This is a genomic window from Shinella sp. HY16 (assembly GCF_028534175.1).
Taxonomy (GTDB): domain Bacteria; phylum Pseudomonadota; class Alphaproteobacteria; order Rhizobiales; family Rhizobiaceae; genus Shinella.
Map to the genome: position 1 here is coordinate 3,453,996 of NZ_JAHYXL010000001.1, position 16,590 is coordinate 3,470,585.

A 16,590-nucleotide genomic window follows, 5' to 3' on the forward strand; every position below is an offset into this window, starting at 1 on the left:
ATGAAGACAAGGATTCCGCCTATCGGAAAGAGGCGGAAATCTCATAGGGCTTGAGGAACGGGGCGACACTGAATGTTCGAACGCTTGCAGCAGTTTCTGGCGAGCCTTTCCGGCGGTGACAGGCCGGCCTTTGCCGCCGACGACCCCCGGGTCGCCGTCATGGCGCTTTGCATCCAGGTGATGGAAGCAGACGGCAAGATTCTCGATGTCGAGAAAAGGGCGTTGCGCGCCCGCTTCAAGGAGTTCTACGGCCTCGACGAGAGCGAGCTCGATGCGCTGGTCGCTGCCGGTACCGATGCGGAGAGCGAGGCGATCGACTTCTTCCGCTTCACCTCGGAACTGAAACGCCAGCTTTCGGAGGAGCAGCGCGTCGATCTGATCGGCCTGCTCTGGGAGATCGTCTATGCCGACGGCGAGCGCAGCGAGATGGAGGACCACGCCATCTGGCGCATCGCGGACCTGCTCGGCGTCTCCGGCCGGGAGCGCATCATGAAGCGGCAGGAAGTGGCCGAACGGGTCGGCGCGGCGACAGGCCCGGAGGAACCGGACGAAGGCTGAGCATGCTCGATTTTCCCCGCACGCCGCGCCGCAGGCGCCCCGTCCTGATCGTTCTGCACCAGGAGACCTCCAGCCCCGGCCGCGTCGGGCAGATCCTCCAGACGATGGGCCATGCGCTGGACATCCGCCGCCCCGTGCTCGGCGATCCACTGCCCGCCACATTGTCGCAGCATGCGGGCGCCGTCGTCTTTGGCGGGCCGATGAGCGCCAATGACGACGAGGCCTATGTGCGCGCGGAGATCGACTGGCTCTCCGTCCCCCTTGCCGAGAACCGCCCCTTCCTTGGCATCTGCCTCGGCGCACAGATGCTGGTGAAGAATCTCGGCGGCACGGTTTTCGGCCATGCGGAAGGCTGGACGGAGATCGGCTGGTATCCGCTGGCGGCGACCGAGGCGGGCACGGCGCTGATGCCCTGGCCGGACATGGTCTACCAGTTCCATCGCGAGGGCTTCGACCTGCCGCGGGACACAACGCTGCTCGCCACCGGCCACCACTACGAGAACCAGGCCTTCCGCTACGGCGACAATGCCTGGGGCATCCAGTTCCACGGCGAGCTGACGCTCGCCATGATGCATCGCTGGGTGGTGCACGGCGCACATCGCTTCGAGCTACCGGGCGCTCAGGTCGGTCGCGCCCATCTCGACGGACGCCTCCTGCACGATGCTGCGCTCCGCCTCTGGATGACCTCCTTCCTCGAGCGCATCTTCCACGAGGCCTGAGCCTACGTCCGGCAAATCTGGACGACCGTTTCACATCCGTGCCGGGCCCGCACCATTAAACATGTTGCCGCACCGCCCGGCGCCCGGCCTTGCTGGCAGGGCGCGCAATGGCTACATGTCGAGACGAAACCAATTGGAGACATCAATGATAGCGGTCATCAACACCCTATTGTTCATCATCAGCATAGCGTGGTTCCTGGTGATCGCCTCGGCGATCTTCTCCTGGCTCTATGCCTTCAACGTCATCAACGCGAACAATCAGGTGATCGCCACCATCGGCCGCTCGCTGTATCAGCTGACGGAGCCGATCTACCGCCCGATCCGCCGCGTTCTGCCGAACTTCGGCGGCGTCGACCTTTCGCCGCTCGTCGTGCTCGTCATCCTGTTCTTCCTGGAGCAGGTGATCCGCAGCGTTTTGGCGCCCGCCGTCCTGTGACGCAGGCACCCGGCGCCGCCTTGCGGCGCCAAGACGCCTATCATGTGCGCCTGACCGTGCGGCTCACGCCGAATGGTGGGCGCGACGCGATCGACGGCTGGGATACAGGCAGTGACGGCGCCTGTTACCTGAAGGTGCGTGTCAGCGACCCGCCGGACAAGGGCAAAGCCAACAAGGCACTGCTTGCCCTGATCGCCAAGGCAGCCGGCGTGCCGAAATCGGCAGTCAGCCTCCTGAGCGGCGATACCCAGAGAAAGAAAATCCTCCGGATCGAGGGCGACCCGGAGGACATCATGTTCAGGCTCGAGAGCGCGGCAGCGCAGTAAGATCGCTTACTTCTGCGCGTTGTAGCGATCGACCGCTTCGAGGATCATCTTCTTGGCGACCTTGACGTCTTCCCAGCCTGCGATCTTCACCCACTTGCCGGGTTCCAGATCCTTGTAGTGCGAGAAGAAGTGCTCGATCTGCTTCAGGGTGATTTCCGGCAGGTCGTTGTAGTTTTCGACCTTGTCGTAGCGGCGCGTCAGCTTCGGCACCGGCACGGCGATGATCTTCTCGTCCTTGCCGCCATCGTCTTCCATGACCAATACGCCGATCGGGCGCACGTTGATCACGCAGCCCGGAACGAGCGGGCGGGTGTTGGCGATCAGGACGTCGATCGGGTCGCCGTCTTCCGAAAGCGTATGCGGCACGAAGCCGTAATTGCCCGGATAGGTCATCGGCGTGTAGAGGAAACGGTCGACGACGAGCGCGCCGGCTTCCTTGTCCATCTCGTACTTGATCGGATGGCCGCCGACCGGCACCTCGACAATGACGTTCACGTCATCCGGCGGGTTCTTGCCAACGGAAATCGCATCGATACGCATGGGGGGCTCCCTCAGGTGGAATGGTTCTGTTCGCGGGCTTCCTAATGCGAATCCCATTGCAGCGCAACATGACTTTCGCCGCAGGCGAATAGACGGCGCGCCTTCTCCGTCTCCTTGAAGACCGGAGGATGATGATCCATGCGCCTGATATCCCTTCTCTTTGTGGCTGCCCTTGCCGCTTCGGCCGCCAAGGCCAACGAAAGCGCCTATTCCGACCGCAACCTCGATGCCTGCAAGACGCTTTCGCAGGAGGACGAAGGCCCGAGCATCACCCTCGAATGCGCCGGCTACAAGGGTTTTCCCGTCTACTTCAAGGAAGGCGACCTGCGCCAGAGCCAGGCCTACGGCCCGATCAGCAAGGCCTATCTCGATGAGGCCTTCGAGAGCTTCGGCCCGTTCAACCACACCAATGCCAAGATCGAATGGCGGATTGCGGCAGGTAAGCCCGTGGCGACCATCGTACGCTGGTTCGTCTCTGACCCGGAAACGACCAGCGATAGGGACACGCGCTACGGCCAGGTCCTCGTCGTCTCGACAATCGCAACGGCGGAAAACCCGGAAAGCTGCGTCGTTGGCTATATCGACGCGCTGGAGAACAAGGACGCCAACGCGCTCGCCCGCACGGTGGCGGACGAGGAAGCACATGATTTCGCCTGCGGCGTAAGCGAGCCGCAATGGCATGGATCAAGAGGGAAACTGGCCGGCGAGCCGATGCGCCACCTGCCCGGCGCCGCAGAATAGGGCGCTGAATCCGTCAGGGCCAGATGAAGCCGAGCTTCTTCAATTCCTTGTCGCCGAAATTCTCCATGCCCTCGGCGATATCGCGCCCACCGGCGGAACGGAAGAAGCGCTCCGCATGCTCGCTGTCTTCCAGGCACCAGACGATCATGCCCTGGCAGCCGAGCGACTTCAGAAGCCGCCGCGCCTCACCGAAGAGGAGGCGGCCGAGGCCGATACCTTGATATTCCGGCCGCAGGTAGAGTTCGTAGACCTCGCCTTCCTGCGGCAGCGCGCGGGCACGGTTGAGGCCCAGCGTAGCGTAGCCCGCCACCGTGCCGGCAACGTCGAGCACCAACAAGGTCGCAGGACCGCGTGTCGCCTTGCGCCACCAGGTCTCACCCCGGCGATCAACCATCTGGATAAGCGGCTTGTGCGGAATGAGGCCGCCATAGGCCTGCAGCCACGATACCCGATGCGTCTCGGATATCGCGCGCGCGTCCTGCGGCTCGGCGCGCCGCACATCGATCGACAGTGTCTTCATAACACGACTCATATTCCGGCACCGATTCCACCGGAATCCCGCAGGGCGCGGAGGCTTCCATTGCCCACAGGCGAGTTCCGGGCGGCACATAGAAAAGTTAACGCTTTTTTAACAGGCGTCACAAGTCGTAAAACGATGACACACACATGAAAAACCCCGGCGCCCATCTGTCATGGGCGCCGGGGTTCAAAACTGTGCCGTTTCGGAAAAAGCCGGTCAGGCCGCGCCGGCCGAACGCTGCTTTTCGAATCGCTTGCGGTCGTTCGCGTCGAGGTGGAGCTTGCGCAGGCGGATCGACTTCGGCGTCACTTCCACGAGTTCGTCGTCCTGGATCCAGGAAAGCGCGCGCTCCAGCGTCATCTTGATCGGCGGCGTCAGGCGCACGGCCTCATCCTTGCCGGCGGCGCGGATGTTGGTGAGCTTCTTGCCCTTCAGCACGTTCACTTCGAGATCGTTGTCACGCGTGTGGATGCCGACGATCATGCCCATATAGACCTTCTCGCCCGCGTCGATGACCATCGGGCCGCGGTCTTCCAGGTTGAACAGCGCGTAGGCGACGGCTTCACCGGCTTCGTTGGAGAGCAGCACGCCGTTGACGCGGCCACCGATCTCGCCCTTGTAAGGCTGGTAGTCATGGAACAGGCGGTTCATGATCGCCGTGCCGCGCGTGTCCGTCAGAAGCTCCGACTGGTAGCCGATGAGACCGCGGGTCGGGGCGAAAAACACGAGACGCACGCGGTTGCCGCCGGAGGGGCGCAGCTCGACCATCTCGGCCTTGCGCTCCGACATCTTCTGCACGACGACGCCGGAATGCTCCTCATCGACGTCGATAACGACTTCCTCGATCGGCTCCAGCATCTGGCCGGTCGTCTCGTCCTTGTGCATGACGACGCGCGGACGCGAGACGGCAAGCTCGAACCCTTCGCGGCGCATGGTTTCGATGAGAACGGCGAGCTGGAGTTCGCCGCGACCGGAAACGAAGAACGAATCCTTGTCGCCCGACTCTTCGATCTTCAGTGCGACGTTGCCTTCGGCTTCCTTGAAGAGGCGGTCACGGATGACGCGGCTCGTGACCTTGTCGCCTTCGGTGCCGGCGAGCGGCGAATCGTTGACGATGAAGGACATGGTGACGGTCGGCGGGTCGATCGGCTGGGCCTTCATCGCCTCGGAAACCGAGGGGTCGCAGAACGTGTCGGCGACCGTGCCCTTGGTGAGGCCGGCAATGGCGACGATGTCACCCGCATGGGCTTCGTCGATAGCCGTACGCTCGATGCCGCGGAAGGCGAGGATCTTCGAGATACGGCCGTTTTCGATGAGCTTGCCGTCCTGGCCCAGAACCTTGACGGCCTGGTTCGGCTTGATCGAGCCGGAATGGATGCGGCCGGTGATGATACGGCCGAGGAAGGGATTGGCTTCGAGGATCGTGCCGATCATGCGGAACGGGCCTTCGGCAACGGTGGGCTCGGGGACGTGCTTGAGCACGAGGTCGAGCAGCGGCGCCATGCCTTCGTCCTGCGGGCCTTCCGGATTGACGTTCATCCAGCCGTTGCGGCCCGAACCGTAGAGGATCGGGAAGTCGAGCTGCTCGTCGGTGGCGTCGAGGTTGGCGAACAGGTCGAACACCTCGTTCAACACTTCCTCGTGGCGGCCGTCCGGACGGTCGATCTTGTTGATCGCGACGATCGGCTTCAGACCGACCTTCAACGCCTTGCCGACCACGAACTTGGTCTGCGGCATCGGGCCTTCCGACGAATCGACGAGAACGATCGCGCCATCCACCATCGAGAGGATGCGCTCCACTTCGCCGCCGAAATCGGCGTGGCCGGGCGTGTCGACGATGTTGATACGCGTTCCCTTCCATTCCACCGAAGTTGCCTTGGCGAGGATGGTGATGCCGCGTTCTTTTTCGATGTCGTTGGAGTCCATCACGCGCTCGGCGACGCGCTGGTTTTCACGGAACGAACCGGACTGTTTCAGGAGCTCGTCGACGAGTGTGGTCTTGCCATGGTCGACGTGCGCGATGATCGCGATATTGCGGATGGACATGGTTTAATCTCTGAGGTTCGGGGCGCGCGGTATGGGGGGCGCCGTCTTCAATGGCCGGGCTCTTACATGTTTTTCCGCAAATGCGAAAGGGGCGGGCTGCAACTCTGTTGCCCGCGCCGCGCGGAGCTCGGCCTCACGACGGGCGCACCGGCGGCAGGGTAATGTTCCAAAGCTCGCGATCTTCCCGGTCCATCAGGCGCACCGTCATCTCCTCGCTCGCCCCGTTTATGTCAACCAGGCCGAAGAACTGCAGGCCGGCCGAGGGCGGCAGGTTGCTGTCGATGCCGCCCTTGGAAGACTTGATGAACCGTACCTCCGGTCCGAAGGTCATGTCGAGCGGTTTCGGTCCGTAGGTGCCGGAATGCAGCGGCCCGGAGACGAATTCCCAGAACGGATTGAATTCTTGAAACTTTGCCCGCGACGGATCGTAGTGGTGTGCAGCCGTGTAATGCACGTCCGCGGTCAGCCAGACAACGTTGTGGATGGCGTTGTCGCGCATGAAGGAGAGCAGATCCGCGATCTCCCGTTCGCGCGCCGCAGGCGGGCCATTGAGCCCGTCCGCCACACCTTCATAGCCGAGACTGTTCGAAAAATCGTCCCAGATGACGAGGCCAAGCGGCATATCGCAGGCGATCACCTTCCAGACGGCCTCAGAGGCCGCGAGCTCCCGCCGCAGCCAATCCGCCTGCCGCCAGCCGAAAAGGCCGTTCTCGGTGCCGCCCCGGTTCGGGCTGCGATAGGACCGGAGATCGACGAAGAAGACGTCGAGCAGCGGCCCGTAGGCGACTTTGCGGAAGATGCGGCCGGGCTCGGTCGGGAAATACCGGATCGGCGTCATCTCGTGGAAGGCGCGCCGGGCGCGCTGTTCGTAGACGCCGATCTCCTTTTCCGGATAGCGCCGGTCACCCGTGAGGTCGCTCGATTCCGACCAGTTGTTCAAGACCTCGTGGTCGTCCCACTGGAAGAAGGTCGGGCATTGCGTGTTGAAGGACAGGAGGTGCTCGTCGAGCAGATTGTATTTCCACTGCCCGCGAAACTCTTCCAGCGTGCGCGCCACGTTGCGCTTCTCGTCCGTGACGATGCGGTTCTTCCAGACCCCGCCATCCCGCAGCGGGATTTCATCCGGGATCGGACCATCCGCATAAACGGTGTCACCGGAATGGATGAAAAAGTCCGGCTCGTGGCGCAGCATGGTCGAATAGGTCTTCATGCCGACATCGTCGATGCCCCAGCCCTGTCCGGCGGTATCGCCCGACCAGACGAAGCGCACCGAGCGCTTGCGCATCGGCGCCGTGCGGAAGCGGCCGACGATCGGCTCTGAGACAAGGTGGCTGGAATAGGGATCGCTGGCGGTGAAGCGATAGAAAATATCCTGATCCGGCAGGAGGCCCTGCAGCATCGCCTTGACGGTATGGTCCGAGGCGCCGAGTGCCTTCTGGATCGGCAGGCGCGTCGCGTCGAGAAAGCTTTCGGTCGTCGAATATTCCAGCGTCAGCTCCGCAGGACGATCGACCCGCGCCCAGACCATGCCGGAGGAACAATCGACATCGCCCGACTGCACGCCATGGGAAAAGACCGGACTGCCGTGGCGTCGCTTGTAGTAGGGAACGGCGAGCGCCGAGGAGGTTGCAAGCGCCCCGGCCCCTGCGGTGAGAAGAAACGAGCGCCGCGTCAGCGTCTCGGGAACAATCGCCATGCCACCTCCGGCCAAGCCCGCGAATCGACGGGCAGACCATGTGTCCTGAGCGTGTCAGTCCGGTAACGGGACGATGACGTTTCACCAAAGTTTCGGTGACGGGACAATGACGCTTTTTACGGCGCCTTGCCTTCTTCCGGCTGTTCGATCGAGTGGCGCATGATCAGCGGCATCTGCGAGAGCGTGAAGAGAATGGTGATGGGCATGGTACCCCAGACCTTGAAGGCGACCCAGAAATCCGTCGAGAAGGAGCGCCAGACCACTTCATTGAGCACCGCGAGAAAGACGAAGAACAGGCCCCAGCGCAGCGTCAGCTTGCGCCAGCCCTCGTCGGTGAGCTTGAAGGCGGCGTGGAAGACGTAGCCGAGCAGCGACTTGCCGAAGAGAAGGCCGCCGAGCAGGATCGCACCGAACAGCGAATTGACGATCGTGGGCTTCATCTTGATGAAGGTGTCGTTCTGCAGCCACAGCGTCAACGCGCCGAAAACGAAGACGACGACGCCCGAGATCAGCGGCATCATCGGCAGGGTGCGCGTCAGGATCCAGGAGACGACGAGGGCGATCGCCGTCGCGGCCATGAAGAGGCCCGTGGCGATGAAGATCGGCCCGCCCATTTCGGCCAGCACCGGGAATTTTTCCGCAAGCCATTCGCCGCGCGAATTGGCGAAGAAGAACACGGCAAGTGGCCCAAGCTCCAGCACCATCTTGAGAAGCGGGCTGATCTTCTCCTCCGCCTTGGCGGGGGCGTCCAGCGTTGCCTTGCTCATGCCTCAACTCCTGCGATCGCTTCCGCGAAATCCTTGGCCTCGAAGGGTTCGAGATCGTCGATCCCCTCCCCGACGCCGATGAAATAGACCGGCAGCTTGTGCTTGGCGGCAATGGCCACAAGAATGCCGCCGCGGGCCGTACCGTCCAATTTTGTCATGATCAGGCCCGTGACGCCCGCAACGTTGCGGAAAATCTCCACCTGGTTCATGGCGTTCTGCCCGGTGGTTGCGTCGAGTGTCTGGAGAACGGTGTGTGGCGCGTCCGGATCGAGCTTGCCGAGCACGCGCACGATCTTTTCCAGCTCCGCCATCAGTTCCGTCTTGTTCTGCAAGCGGCCAGCCGTGTCGATGATCAGGACGTCACTCTTCTTCAGCTTCGCCTGCTCATAGGCCTCATAGGCGAGCCCCGCGGCATCCGCTCCGAGTTTCGAGGAGACGATGTCGGACCCGGTGCGCTCCGCCCAGATCTTCAACTGCTCGATGGCCGCCGCGCGGAATGTGTCGCCCGCCGCCATCATCACCTTCAGGCCTGCGCCCGAGAGCTTGGCCGCCAGCTTGCCGATCGTCGTCGTCTTGCCGGTGCCGTTGACGCCGACGACGAGGATGACATGCGGCTTGTGGTTGAGATCGAGCGCCAACGGTTTTGCGACAGGCCCCAGAACCTTGGTGATCTCACTCGCCATGATGCGCGAAACATCCGAACCGGTGACATCCTTGCCATAGCGTTCGGAGGCGAGCGTATCGGTGATGCGCAGCGCGGTCTCCACGCCGAGATCGGCCTGGATCAGCAGGTCTTCGAGATCCTGCAGCGTGTCGTCGTCGAGCTTGCGCTTGGTGAAGAGGCTGGTGATCTGCCCGGTGAGCTGCGAGGAGGTGCGAGCAAGCCCGTCGCGCAGGCGCTGGAACCAGGTGCGCTTGACTTGCGGCACCGGAGCCTCCACCGCCAGCTCGCGCGCCGCCGTCGCAAAACCCTTCGGCAGGACGGGCGCCTCGGCTCTCGGCTCGCTGCGCATCGCCTCCTCAAGGACCGGATCCTCCACCTCGGTGGGTATGGTCTCCTCCACCGGTACGATCTCGTTTTCCGGCTCGGTCACCTCTTCCGTCGCTACAGGCTCGGCCTCGACAATCTCCTCAGCAGGAGCAACAGGCTCTTCCTCGGCGACCTCCTCCACTATCTCGGCAGCAGGCACATCATCCGCCGGGCCACCGGCAGTCTCGATTTCGGCCGGCGCGACAGGATCGTCCGCAACGGGCAATTCCGGGGCGTGCGGCAGCGGATAGATATCGGGTTCGGTTTCGTCGGGCACATGGTGCGCCGCTTCAGGATTGGCTGCCTCCGCCTCATCGAGCAGCGCATCCCGTTCTTCAACCGCCACAGGTTCCAGGATTTCTGCAACCGGCTCCGGCGCGGCGTCCTCGACCTTGGCGACAGCAGGCGCCTCCACCTCCGGCTTCTGCTCAGGGGCGGTGTCTTTTCCGAACGTGAATATCTTCTTGATGAAGCCGAGGGCCATGAAGGATGTCCGCTAGTTATGCGAGAGGGCGGTTTCGGGCCGCATCGTCAGGTGCTTTCCATTGTGGCCGGTGATCGTGACCGGCACAAGATCGCGGGCCTCAAGGCCTGCAGCATCGACGAGCGTGAAGTTTTCCGTATGGGCAAGGCCGTTGTTCTCGACAAGGATCATTTCCCGCTTCCCGATCATGGACGCGAGATGGGCCTCGTGGAGCCGTTTTCCAGTCTCGCGCAGGCGGCTGGCACGCTCTTTGACGAGCGCACGGTCAAGCTGCGGCATGCGCGCGGCCGGCGTGCCGGGACGTGGACTGTAGGGAAAGACGTGCAGATGCGCGATGCCGCAATCTTCCGCAAGCCGCGCCGCATTGGCGAACATATCCTCGGTCTCGGTCGGAAAGCCGGCGATCATGTCAGCGCCGAAGCTGGCCTCCGGGCGAAGCTCCCGCACGCGCCCGCAGAAGGCGCGCGCATCGGCGCTGGAATGGCGGCGCTTCATGCGTTTCAGGATCAGGTCGTCGCCGTGCTGGAGTGACAGATGCAGGTGCGGCATGAAGCGCGGCTCGTCCGCGATCAGGTCCCAGAGATGATCGTCCGCCTCTATGCTGTCGATCGAGGACAGGCGCAGACGGCGGATATCCGGCACCTGCTTCAAGAGCGTTTTCGCAAGGTAGCCGAGGCTCGGCCCGCCCGGCAGGTCCGCACCGTAGCTGGTGGCGTCGACGCCCGTCAGCACGATCTCGCAATAACCGCTTTCGGTGAGTTTTCGCGCCTGATCGACGACGGCGCCCATCGGCACCGAGCGGGAATTGCCGCGGCCATAGGGGATGATGCAGAAAGTGCAGCGATGGTCGCAGCCGTTCTGGACCTGCACGAAGGCGCGCACATGGCCGTCGATCAGCTTCACCATCTGCGGCGCGGTCTCGCGCACGCTCATGATGTCGTTGACGCGCAGCTTCTCTTCCGCCGAGACGCCGAAATCCGGCAGCGCGCGATAGGCGGCGCTTTTCAGCTTCTCCTCGTTGCCAAGCACGGCATCGACTTCCGGCATCTCCGCGAATGTCGCACTTTCCGTCTGCGCGGCGCAGCCGGTGACGATGATGCGGGCATGCGGATTGTCGCGCCGGGCGCGGCGGATCGCCTGGCGGGCCTGGCGCACAGCCTCGCCCGTCACGGCGCAGGTGTTCACCAGCACGGCGTTGTTCAGCCCCGCCTTCTCGGCCTCGGCACGTATCACTTCCGATTCGTAGGTGTTGAGCCGACAGCCGAAGGTTATGACCGTAACGCCGCTCAAAGGGCGGCCGCCTCGGCATCATCCCGGCGGAAGGCGCCGGTCGAGGGATCAAGCGTGCCCGACCATTCCCACTCAGCCGGCCCGGTCATGATGACGTGATCGTCGTCGCGCCATTCGATGGTCAGCACGCCGCGGTTCGGGCTGCTCGCGACGGTGATTGCCACCTTGCGGCCCGTGCGGCCCGTGCGTGCGCCGGAAACGCCGGCCGCACAGGCGGCCGAGCCGCAGGCGAGCGTCAGCCCCGCACCGCGTTCCCAGGTGCGCGTGGTCATCGCCTCGGGGGATGTGACCTGCGCCAGCGTGATATTCGCCTTTTCGGGGAACATCGGATGGTTTTCGAGCAGCGGGCCGAAACGGTCGAGATCGAAACTCATCGGATCGCGATCGACCCAGAAGACGGCATGGGGATTGCCCATCGACATCGCCGCGGGCGAGTGCAGCACCGGCGCGTCGATCGGCCCGATCTGCAATTCGATGCGGCTCGTATCGAAGAATTCTTCGGCAAGCGGAATGCGGTCCCATTCGAAGACCGGCTTGCCCATGTTGACCGAGATCGTGCCGTCTTCATGTTCGACAGCGTTGAGAATGCCGGCGACGGTCTGGAAGGTGAAAACCTTCTTGCCCATCTCGGCGGCCAGTGCCTGCACGACGCAGCGCGTGCCGTTGCCACAGGCCTGCGCCTTGGAGCCATCGCAATTGATGATGTCGATGAAGGCATCGGTGCCGTCGACCTTCGGGTCGTGGATCGCCATGATCTGGTCGAAGCGGGTGGCGGGATCAGCATTGAGGGCGATCGCCGCCTGCGGCGTCACGACATCGCCGCGGCCGCGCATGTCCACGACCAGGATCAGGTTTCCCAGCCCGTTCATCTTCGCGAAATCGACCGTCTTTGTCATCACACTCTGCCCGTTTGGGCCGAACTCGCCCATTGCGCGCGTATATGGCCGAAAAGCCCGCGGATTTCCAGTGCCTCGCTCAGACCGCGGCCGCGGGAACCTCGAACACCTCACCCGGCCGGAGCGCACGAAACCGTTCGCGGGCGATGCCGGCCGCATCGAGCGCCGCCGTCAGCGCGGCGAGCGGTTCGTCGATCGCCTCGTTCGTCAGCCGGAAGGTGCCCCAATGATGGCCCGCGACATAGGCCGCGCCCGAGGCGGCCATGCCCTGAACCGCCTCGTCCGGGTTTTGATGCTGCGGACGCATGAACCAGCGCGGCTCATAGGCGCCGAACGGCAGGTTGGCGAGCCGGATCGCGCCGTGTTTCTCGCGGATCGCCCGGTAGTTGATGCCCTTGTGAAAGCCCGTATCGCCGATGTGATAGATTTTCCCGCCGGGCGTCTCCACGAGGAAGGCGGCCCAGAGCGCCATGCGCCGGTCGCCGAGCCCGCGCGCCGACCAGTGATGGCAGGGCTCGCAGTGGAGCGTCACGCCTTCGCCCACCGCCAGCACGCCGCCCCAGTCCATCGTCGTGACGAGCGCCTTGTCGACCGTCGGCGCGATGATCCGGTCATTGCCGAGCGGCGTCACGATGCGGCACCGGTCCCGCTCCGCGAGCGCTTTCAACGTGGCAAGATCGAGATGGTCGTAGTGATTGTGCGTGACGAGCACGAGGTCGATCTTCGGCAGATCGGCAAGGCGGATACCCGGCGGATTGACGCGTTTGGGACCGGCGAAGGTGAAGGGGCTGGCGCGGTCGCTCCAGACGGGATCGGTCAGGATGTTGAGTCCCGCCGTCTGGATGAGCACCGCCGCATGGCCAACCAGCGTCACGACGAGGCGATCACCGGCAACGCGCGCCTCCGGCACGGCGGCTGGAAAGGGGCTCGGCCAATTGGCCGGCCAGGCCGCACGCCCGCCCCCGAACTGCCAGCGCATCAGCTCGAAGAAGTTGTTCGGCTCCTCGCCATCCGGATTGAAGAAATGCGCACCGTTGAAATGATCGCTGGCCGGCCCCTCGTAATAACGATTGGCCGCAAAGGTGCGGCTCGCAAAGGCACCGCCCGCCAGCGTCGCCAGCGCGCCAAGGCTCGACCATTTGAGAAACGTACGACGGTTCATTGACAAAAGATAAGGTGCGCCAGGCTATGCTGCAACGCGACGGCATGGCTTCGCGAAAATGTTACGAACCGCCGGATTTACCCGCCGTCCTTGACTTTCCAGCCTCTTTGCTGTTTAAGCCGCGCCATCAGCGACAAGTGACAATGCTTGAAGCCGCCGACCGGGACCCATTGCGGTATAAACAGATCCCGGAGGTCAACACCCGACAGCGCGATGCGCCCTCGGGTGCTTTTTGGCTTTGCGTCTTGTTTTTGTCGCCGATTGCACCGACGTTTCCGCCTGACGCGGAAACAACAAGGAAGACGTGATGTTTGAAACACTCCAGGACCGCCTTGGCTCCATTCTGAATGGATTGACAGGCCGTGGCGCGCTTTCCGAGGCGGATGTCTCGGCGGCGCTGCGCGAGGTCCGCCGTGCGCTGCTCGAAGCGGACGTGGCGCTGGAAGTGGTGCGTTCCTTCACCGATGCAGTGCGCGAAAAGGCCGTCGGCGCGGAAATCCTGAAGTCGATCAAGCCCGGCCAGATGGTCGTCAAGCTCGTGCATGACGAGCTGATCTCGATGCTCGGCTCCGAGGGCGTGTCGATCGACCTCAATGCCGCCGCTCCGGTCGTCATCATGATGGTCGGCCTGCAGGGCTCCGGTAAAACGACCACCTCTGGCAAGATCGCCAACCGGCTGAAGACGCGCGACAAGAAGAAGGTCCTGATGGCCTCGCTCGACACGCGCCGTCCGGCCGCGCAGGAGCAGCTTCGCCAGCTCGGCGTCCAGACCGGCATCGATACGCTGCCGATCATTCAAGGCCAGTCCCCGACCGATATCGCCGCGCGCGCCGTGCAGGCCGCAAAACTCGGCGGCCATGACGTCGTCATCCTCGACACCGCCGGCCGCACCCATATCGACGAGCCGCTGATGATCGAGATGGCGGAGATCAAGCGGAAGTCCAATCCGCACGAGATCCTGCTCGTCGCCGACGCGCTGACCGGCCAGGATGCCGTCAACCTCGCCCGCAACTTCGACGACCGCGTCGGCATCACCGGCCTCGTGCTCACCCGCATGGACGGCGACGGCCGCGGTGGTGCGGCGCTTTCGATGCGCGCCGTCACCGGCAAGCCGATCAAGCTGATCGGCGTCGGCGAGAAGATGGGCGAGCTGGAAGAATTCCATCCCCGCCGCGTTGCCGACCGCATCCTCGGCATGGGTGACATCGTCTCGCTCGTCGAGAAGGCCGCTGAAAACATCGACGCCGAGAAGGCGGCCGCCATGGCCGCCAAGATGGCCAAGGGCAAGTTCGACCTCAACGACCTCGCCGACCAGCTTCGCCAGATGCAGAAGATGGGTGGCATGGGCGGCATCATGGGGCTGATGCCCGGCATGGCAGGCATGAAGGACAAGATGTCCGCCGCCGGCCTCGACGACAAGCTGTTCGGCCGCCAGATCGCCATCATCAATTCGATGACCAAGGCCGAGCGCGCCAACCCCGACATGCTCAAGCATTCCCGCAAGAAACGCATCGCCGCCGGCTCCGGCACGGATGCGGCCGACATCAACAAGCTTCTGAAGATGCACCGTCAGATGGCGGACATGATGAAGATGATGGGCGGCAAGAAGGGCGGCATGATGAAGCAGATGATGGGCGGTCTTGCCAGCAAGATGGGCCTTGGCGGCATGGGCGGCATGCCCGATCTCTCCAGCATGGACCCGAAGCAGCTTGAAGCGCTCGCCAAGCAGGCGGAAGCCGCCGGCATCAAGCCGGGCGGCCTGCCGGGCCTTGGCGGCGGCGGTGGCCTTCCGGGCCTCGGTGGCGGGCGCCTGCCCGGTCTCGGCGGCCTGCCGGGTCTTCCCGGCCTGCCCAAGAAGAAGTGAGGGAATTGCCGATGACGATCGACCAAGAGGTCAAGAAGCAATTGGGGGAATACCGGCAGTCGATCGACAATATCGACGCGGCCCTTGTGCATATGCTCGCCGAACGCTTCCGCTGCACCCAGGCGGTGGGCGTCCTGAAGGCGACGCATGAACTGCCGCCGGCCGATCCGGCGCGCGAGGAATACCAGATCGAACGCCTCCGCCGCCTGGCGAAGGATGCCAATCTGGATCCGGATTTCGCGGAGAAGTTCCTGAACTTCATCATCCGCGAGGTGATCCGGCACCATGAAGCCATTGCCGCTGAACACAGCGGCGTCAACCAGAACACCGCTTGAAAAAAGCGGCCACGTCACATCCAAGGAGTAATGACATGTCCCTGAAAATCCGTCTCGCCCGCGGTGGCTCCAAGAAGCGCCCGTACTACCAGATCGTCGTTGCTGACGCCCGCTCGCCGCGCGACGGCCGCTTCCTGGAAAAGCTCGGTTCCTGGAACCCGATGCTCGGCAAGGACGACGCCAACCGCGTCCAGATCGATGCCGACCGCGCCAAGGAATGGCTTGCCAAGGGCGCCCAGCCGACCGACCGCGTTGCCCGCTTCCTCGATGAAGCCGGCGTCGTGAAGCGCGACACCCGCAGCAACCCTGAAAAGGCAAAGCCGGGCAAGAAGGCGCTCGAGCGCGCTGCCGAAAAGAAGCAGAAGGAAGAAGACGCCGCTGCTGCTGCCGCTGGCGAATAATCTTTCGCGACGAGCCTCCCCTCCGTCATGCTCGGGCTTGACCCGGGCATCCACCCGCCGCACATGAGGCGTGGATGACGTCAGCGGATGGGCGAGGTTCTTTACCAAGCTGACGGGCGGCGCTTCACGCCGCCCGTTTTCATTTGGAGCCTTGCCACGAACATCGTAAGAGGCTCCACAAACCACACGGAACCAAACCATGGCGAAACTGGAAAATCCCGTCCTCATGGGCACCGTCGGCGCGGCGCAGGGCCTGCGTGGCGAAGTCCGTGTGAAATCCTACACGATCGACCCGACGGCGATCGGCGACTACGGCCATCTGCATACCGAGGACGGCCGGTCCTTTGAGGTGCTCGAAGTGCGCGAGGCGAAGAACGTCGTCGTGGTGCGTTTTCGCGGCATCAACGACCGCAACGCCGCCGAGGCACTGAACGGTACCGACCTCTACATCGAGCGCGACAACCTGCCGGACGAGGAGCTGGACGAGGACGAGTTCTTCTACGCCGACCTTGAAGGGCTGGAAGCCGTCGATACCGCCGGCCGCAGCCACGGCAAGGTGACCGGCATCTTCGATTTCGGCGCCGGCGATCTTCTCGAGCTCAAGGGGCCGGGCAAACGGCCCGTGCTCATTCCCTTCTCCGAAGCGGCCGTGCTGGAGATCGACGTCGAAGGCGGGCGCCTTCTGATCGATGCCGTCGCCGCAGGCCTGGAAGAGGAAGAGAGCGAAGGTCCAGGCAGCAGGCGCCGCCGTCCGCCGCAAGAAGACGGCGGGGAATGAC

The 16,590-nt window shown here is 63.7% G+C and carries 19 protein-coding genes; 10 read left to right on the forward strand and 9 right to left on the reverse strand.

The window, feature by feature from the left end:
• Window positions 1-72 precede the first annotated feature (72 nt).
• The 4 genes from K0P03_RS17045 to K0P03_RS17060 all read left to right on the forward strand — a co-directional run bounded on the left by K0P03_RS17045 (window position 73) and on the right by K0P03_RS17060 (window position 2,039).
• Entirely contained in the window at window positions 73-558 is a 486-nt protein-coding gene (locus K0P03_RS17045; protein WP_023515703.1) for a tellurite resistance TerB family protein, read from the forward strand.
• A gap of 2 nt (window positions 559-560) precedes the next feature.
• Entirely contained in the window at window positions 561-1,277 is a 717-nt protein-coding gene (locus tag K0P03_RS17050) for a glutamine amidotransferase (RefSeq protein WP_050745552.1), read from the forward strand.
• A 145-nt stretch (window positions 1,278-1,422) separates the two neighbouring features.
• Window positions 1,423-1,713 (forward strand): YggT family protein, encoded by a 291-nt coding sequence (locus tag K0P03_RS17055; RefSeq protein WP_024271125.1) that lies wholly within the window; start codon window positions 1,423-1,425, stop codon window positions 1,711-1,713.
• A 20-nt stretch (window positions 1,714-1,733) separates the two neighbouring features.
• Window positions 1,734-2,039, forward strand: a complete 306-nt coding sequence (locus tag K0P03_RS17060; RefSeq protein WP_272790178.1) for a DUF167 family protein — start codon at window positions 1,734-1,736, stop codon at window positions 2,037-2,039.
• 6 nt (window positions 2,040-2,045) lie between these two features.
• On the opposite strand, the gene ppa is transcribed toward K0P03_RS17060, so the two are convergent.
• The gene (ppa, locus tag K0P03_RS17065) at window positions 2,046-2,579 is read right to left on the reverse strand and encodes an inorganic diphosphatase (protein ID WP_272790179.1); all 534 of its coding nucleotides are present in this window, start codon (window positions 2,577-2,579) and stop codon (window positions 2,046-2,048) included.
• Window positions 2,580-2,717: 138 nt separating this feature from the next.
• Between ppa and K0P03_RS17070 the strand changes: the two genes are divergently transcribed.
• Entirely contained in the window at window positions 2,718-3,320 is a 603-nt protein-coding gene (locus tag K0P03_RS17070; RefSeq protein ID WP_272790180.1) for a hypothetical protein, read from the forward strand.
• A gap of 13 nt (window positions 3,321-3,333) precedes the next feature.
• Here the strand turns inward: K0P03_RS17070 and K0P03_RS17075 are convergent, their stop codons facing one another.
• The 8 genes from K0P03_RS17075 to K0P03_RS17110 all read right to left on the reverse strand — a co-directional run bounded on the left by K0P03_RS17075 (window position 3,334) and on the right by K0P03_RS17110 (window position 13,211).
• On the reverse strand, window positions 3,334-3,840 hold the full coding sequence (locus tag K0P03_RS17075) for a GNAT family N-acetyltransferase (RefSeq protein WP_023512151.1): 507 nt from the start codon (window positions 3,838-3,840) through the stop codon (window positions 3,334-3,336).
• A gap of 216 nt (window positions 3,841-4,056) precedes the next feature.
• Window positions 4,057-5,886 carry a translational GTPase TypA gene (typA, locus tag K0P03_RS17080; protein WP_023512152.1) on the reverse strand — a complete coding sequence of 610 codons (1,830 nt, stop codon included), beginning with the start codon at window positions 5,884-5,886 and terminating at the stop codon, window positions 4,057-4,059.
• A 133-nt stretch (window positions 5,887-6,019) separates the two neighbouring features.
• Window positions 6,020-7,582: an alkaline phosphatase D family protein gene (locus tag K0P03_RS17085; RefSeq protein WP_272790181.1), complete on the reverse strand. Its 1,563-nt coding sequence runs from the start codon at window positions 7,580-7,582 to the stop codon at window positions 6,020-6,022.
• A 116-nt stretch (window positions 7,583-7,698) separates the two neighbouring features.
• Entirely contained in the window at window positions 7,699-8,349 is a 651-nt protein-coding gene (locus K0P03_RS17090; RefSeq protein ID WP_023512154.1) for a septation protein A, read from the reverse strand.
• On the reverse strand, window positions 8,346-9,863 hold the full coding sequence (gene ftsY, locus K0P03_RS17095; RefSeq protein ID WP_272790182.1) for a signal recognition particle-docking protein FtsY: 1,518 nt from the start codon (window positions 9,861-9,863) through the stop codon (window positions 8,346-8,348). Before ftsY ends, K0P03_RS17090 begins: the two co-directional genes overlap by 4 nt.
• A 12-nt stretch (window positions 9,864-9,875) precedes the next feature.
• The gene (gene mtaB, locus K0P03_RS17100) at window positions 9,876-11,153 is read right to left on the reverse strand and encodes a tRNA (N(6)-L-threonylcarbamoyladenosine(37)-C(2))-methylthiotransferase MtaB (protein WP_272790183.1); all 1,278 of its coding nucleotides are present in this window, start codon (window positions 11,151-11,153) and stop codon (window positions 9,876-9,878) included.
• A complete protein-coding gene (dapF, locus tag K0P03_RS17105) occupies window positions 11,150-12,049 on the reverse strand; it encodes a diaminopimelate epimerase (RefSeq protein ID WP_272790184.1) in 900 nt (299 codons plus the stop codon). Before dapF ends, mtaB begins: the two co-directional genes overlap by 4 nt.
• 79 nt (window positions 12,050-12,128) lie before the next feature.
• Window positions 12,129-13,211, reverse strand: a complete 1,083-nt coding sequence (locus K0P03_RS17110; protein ID WP_272790185.1) for an MBL fold metallo-hydrolase — start codon at window positions 13,209-13,211, stop codon at window positions 12,129-12,131.
• Between K0P03_RS17110 and K0P03_RS17115 the strand changes: the two genes are divergently transcribed.
• From K0P03_RS17115 to rimM, 5 genes are all read left to right on the forward strand, one after another.
• Window positions 13,211-13,519: a hypothetical protein gene (locus K0P03_RS17115; RefSeq protein ID WP_051758751.1), complete on the forward strand. Its 309-nt coding sequence runs from the start codon at window positions 13,211-13,213 to the stop codon at window positions 13,517-13,519. The genes K0P03_RS17110 and K0P03_RS17115 overlap by 1 nt on opposite strands.
• On the forward strand, window positions 13,519-15,075 hold the full coding sequence (gene ffh / locus K0P03_RS17120) for a signal recognition particle protein (RefSeq protein WP_023512159.1): 1,557 nt from the start codon (window positions 13,519-13,521) through the stop codon (window positions 15,073-15,075). The genes K0P03_RS17115 and ffh overlap by 1 nt, the downstream gene beginning before the upstream one ends.
• An 11-nt stretch (window positions 15,076-15,086) precedes the next feature.
• The gene (locus tag K0P03_RS17125; RefSeq protein WP_023512160.1) at window positions 15,087-15,410 is read left to right on the forward strand and encodes a chorismate mutase; all 324 of its coding nucleotides are present in this window, start codon (window positions 15,087-15,089) and stop codon (window positions 15,408-15,410) included.
• Between the two features lie 35 nt (window positions 15,411-15,445).
• Window positions 15,446-15,811, forward strand: coding sequence for a 30S ribosomal protein S16 (rpsP, locus tag K0P03_RS17130; protein ID WP_130517052.1), 366 nt, complete (start codon window positions 15,446-15,448; stop codon window positions 15,809-15,811).
• 199 nt (window positions 15,812-16,010) lie between these two features.
• The gene (gene rimM, locus K0P03_RS17135; RefSeq protein ID WP_023512162.1) at window positions 16,011-16,589 is read left to right on the forward strand and encodes a ribosome maturation factor RimM; all 579 of its coding nucleotides are present in this window, start codon (window positions 16,011-16,013) and stop codon (window positions 16,587-16,589) included.
• Window position 16,590 lies beyond the last annotated feature (1 nt).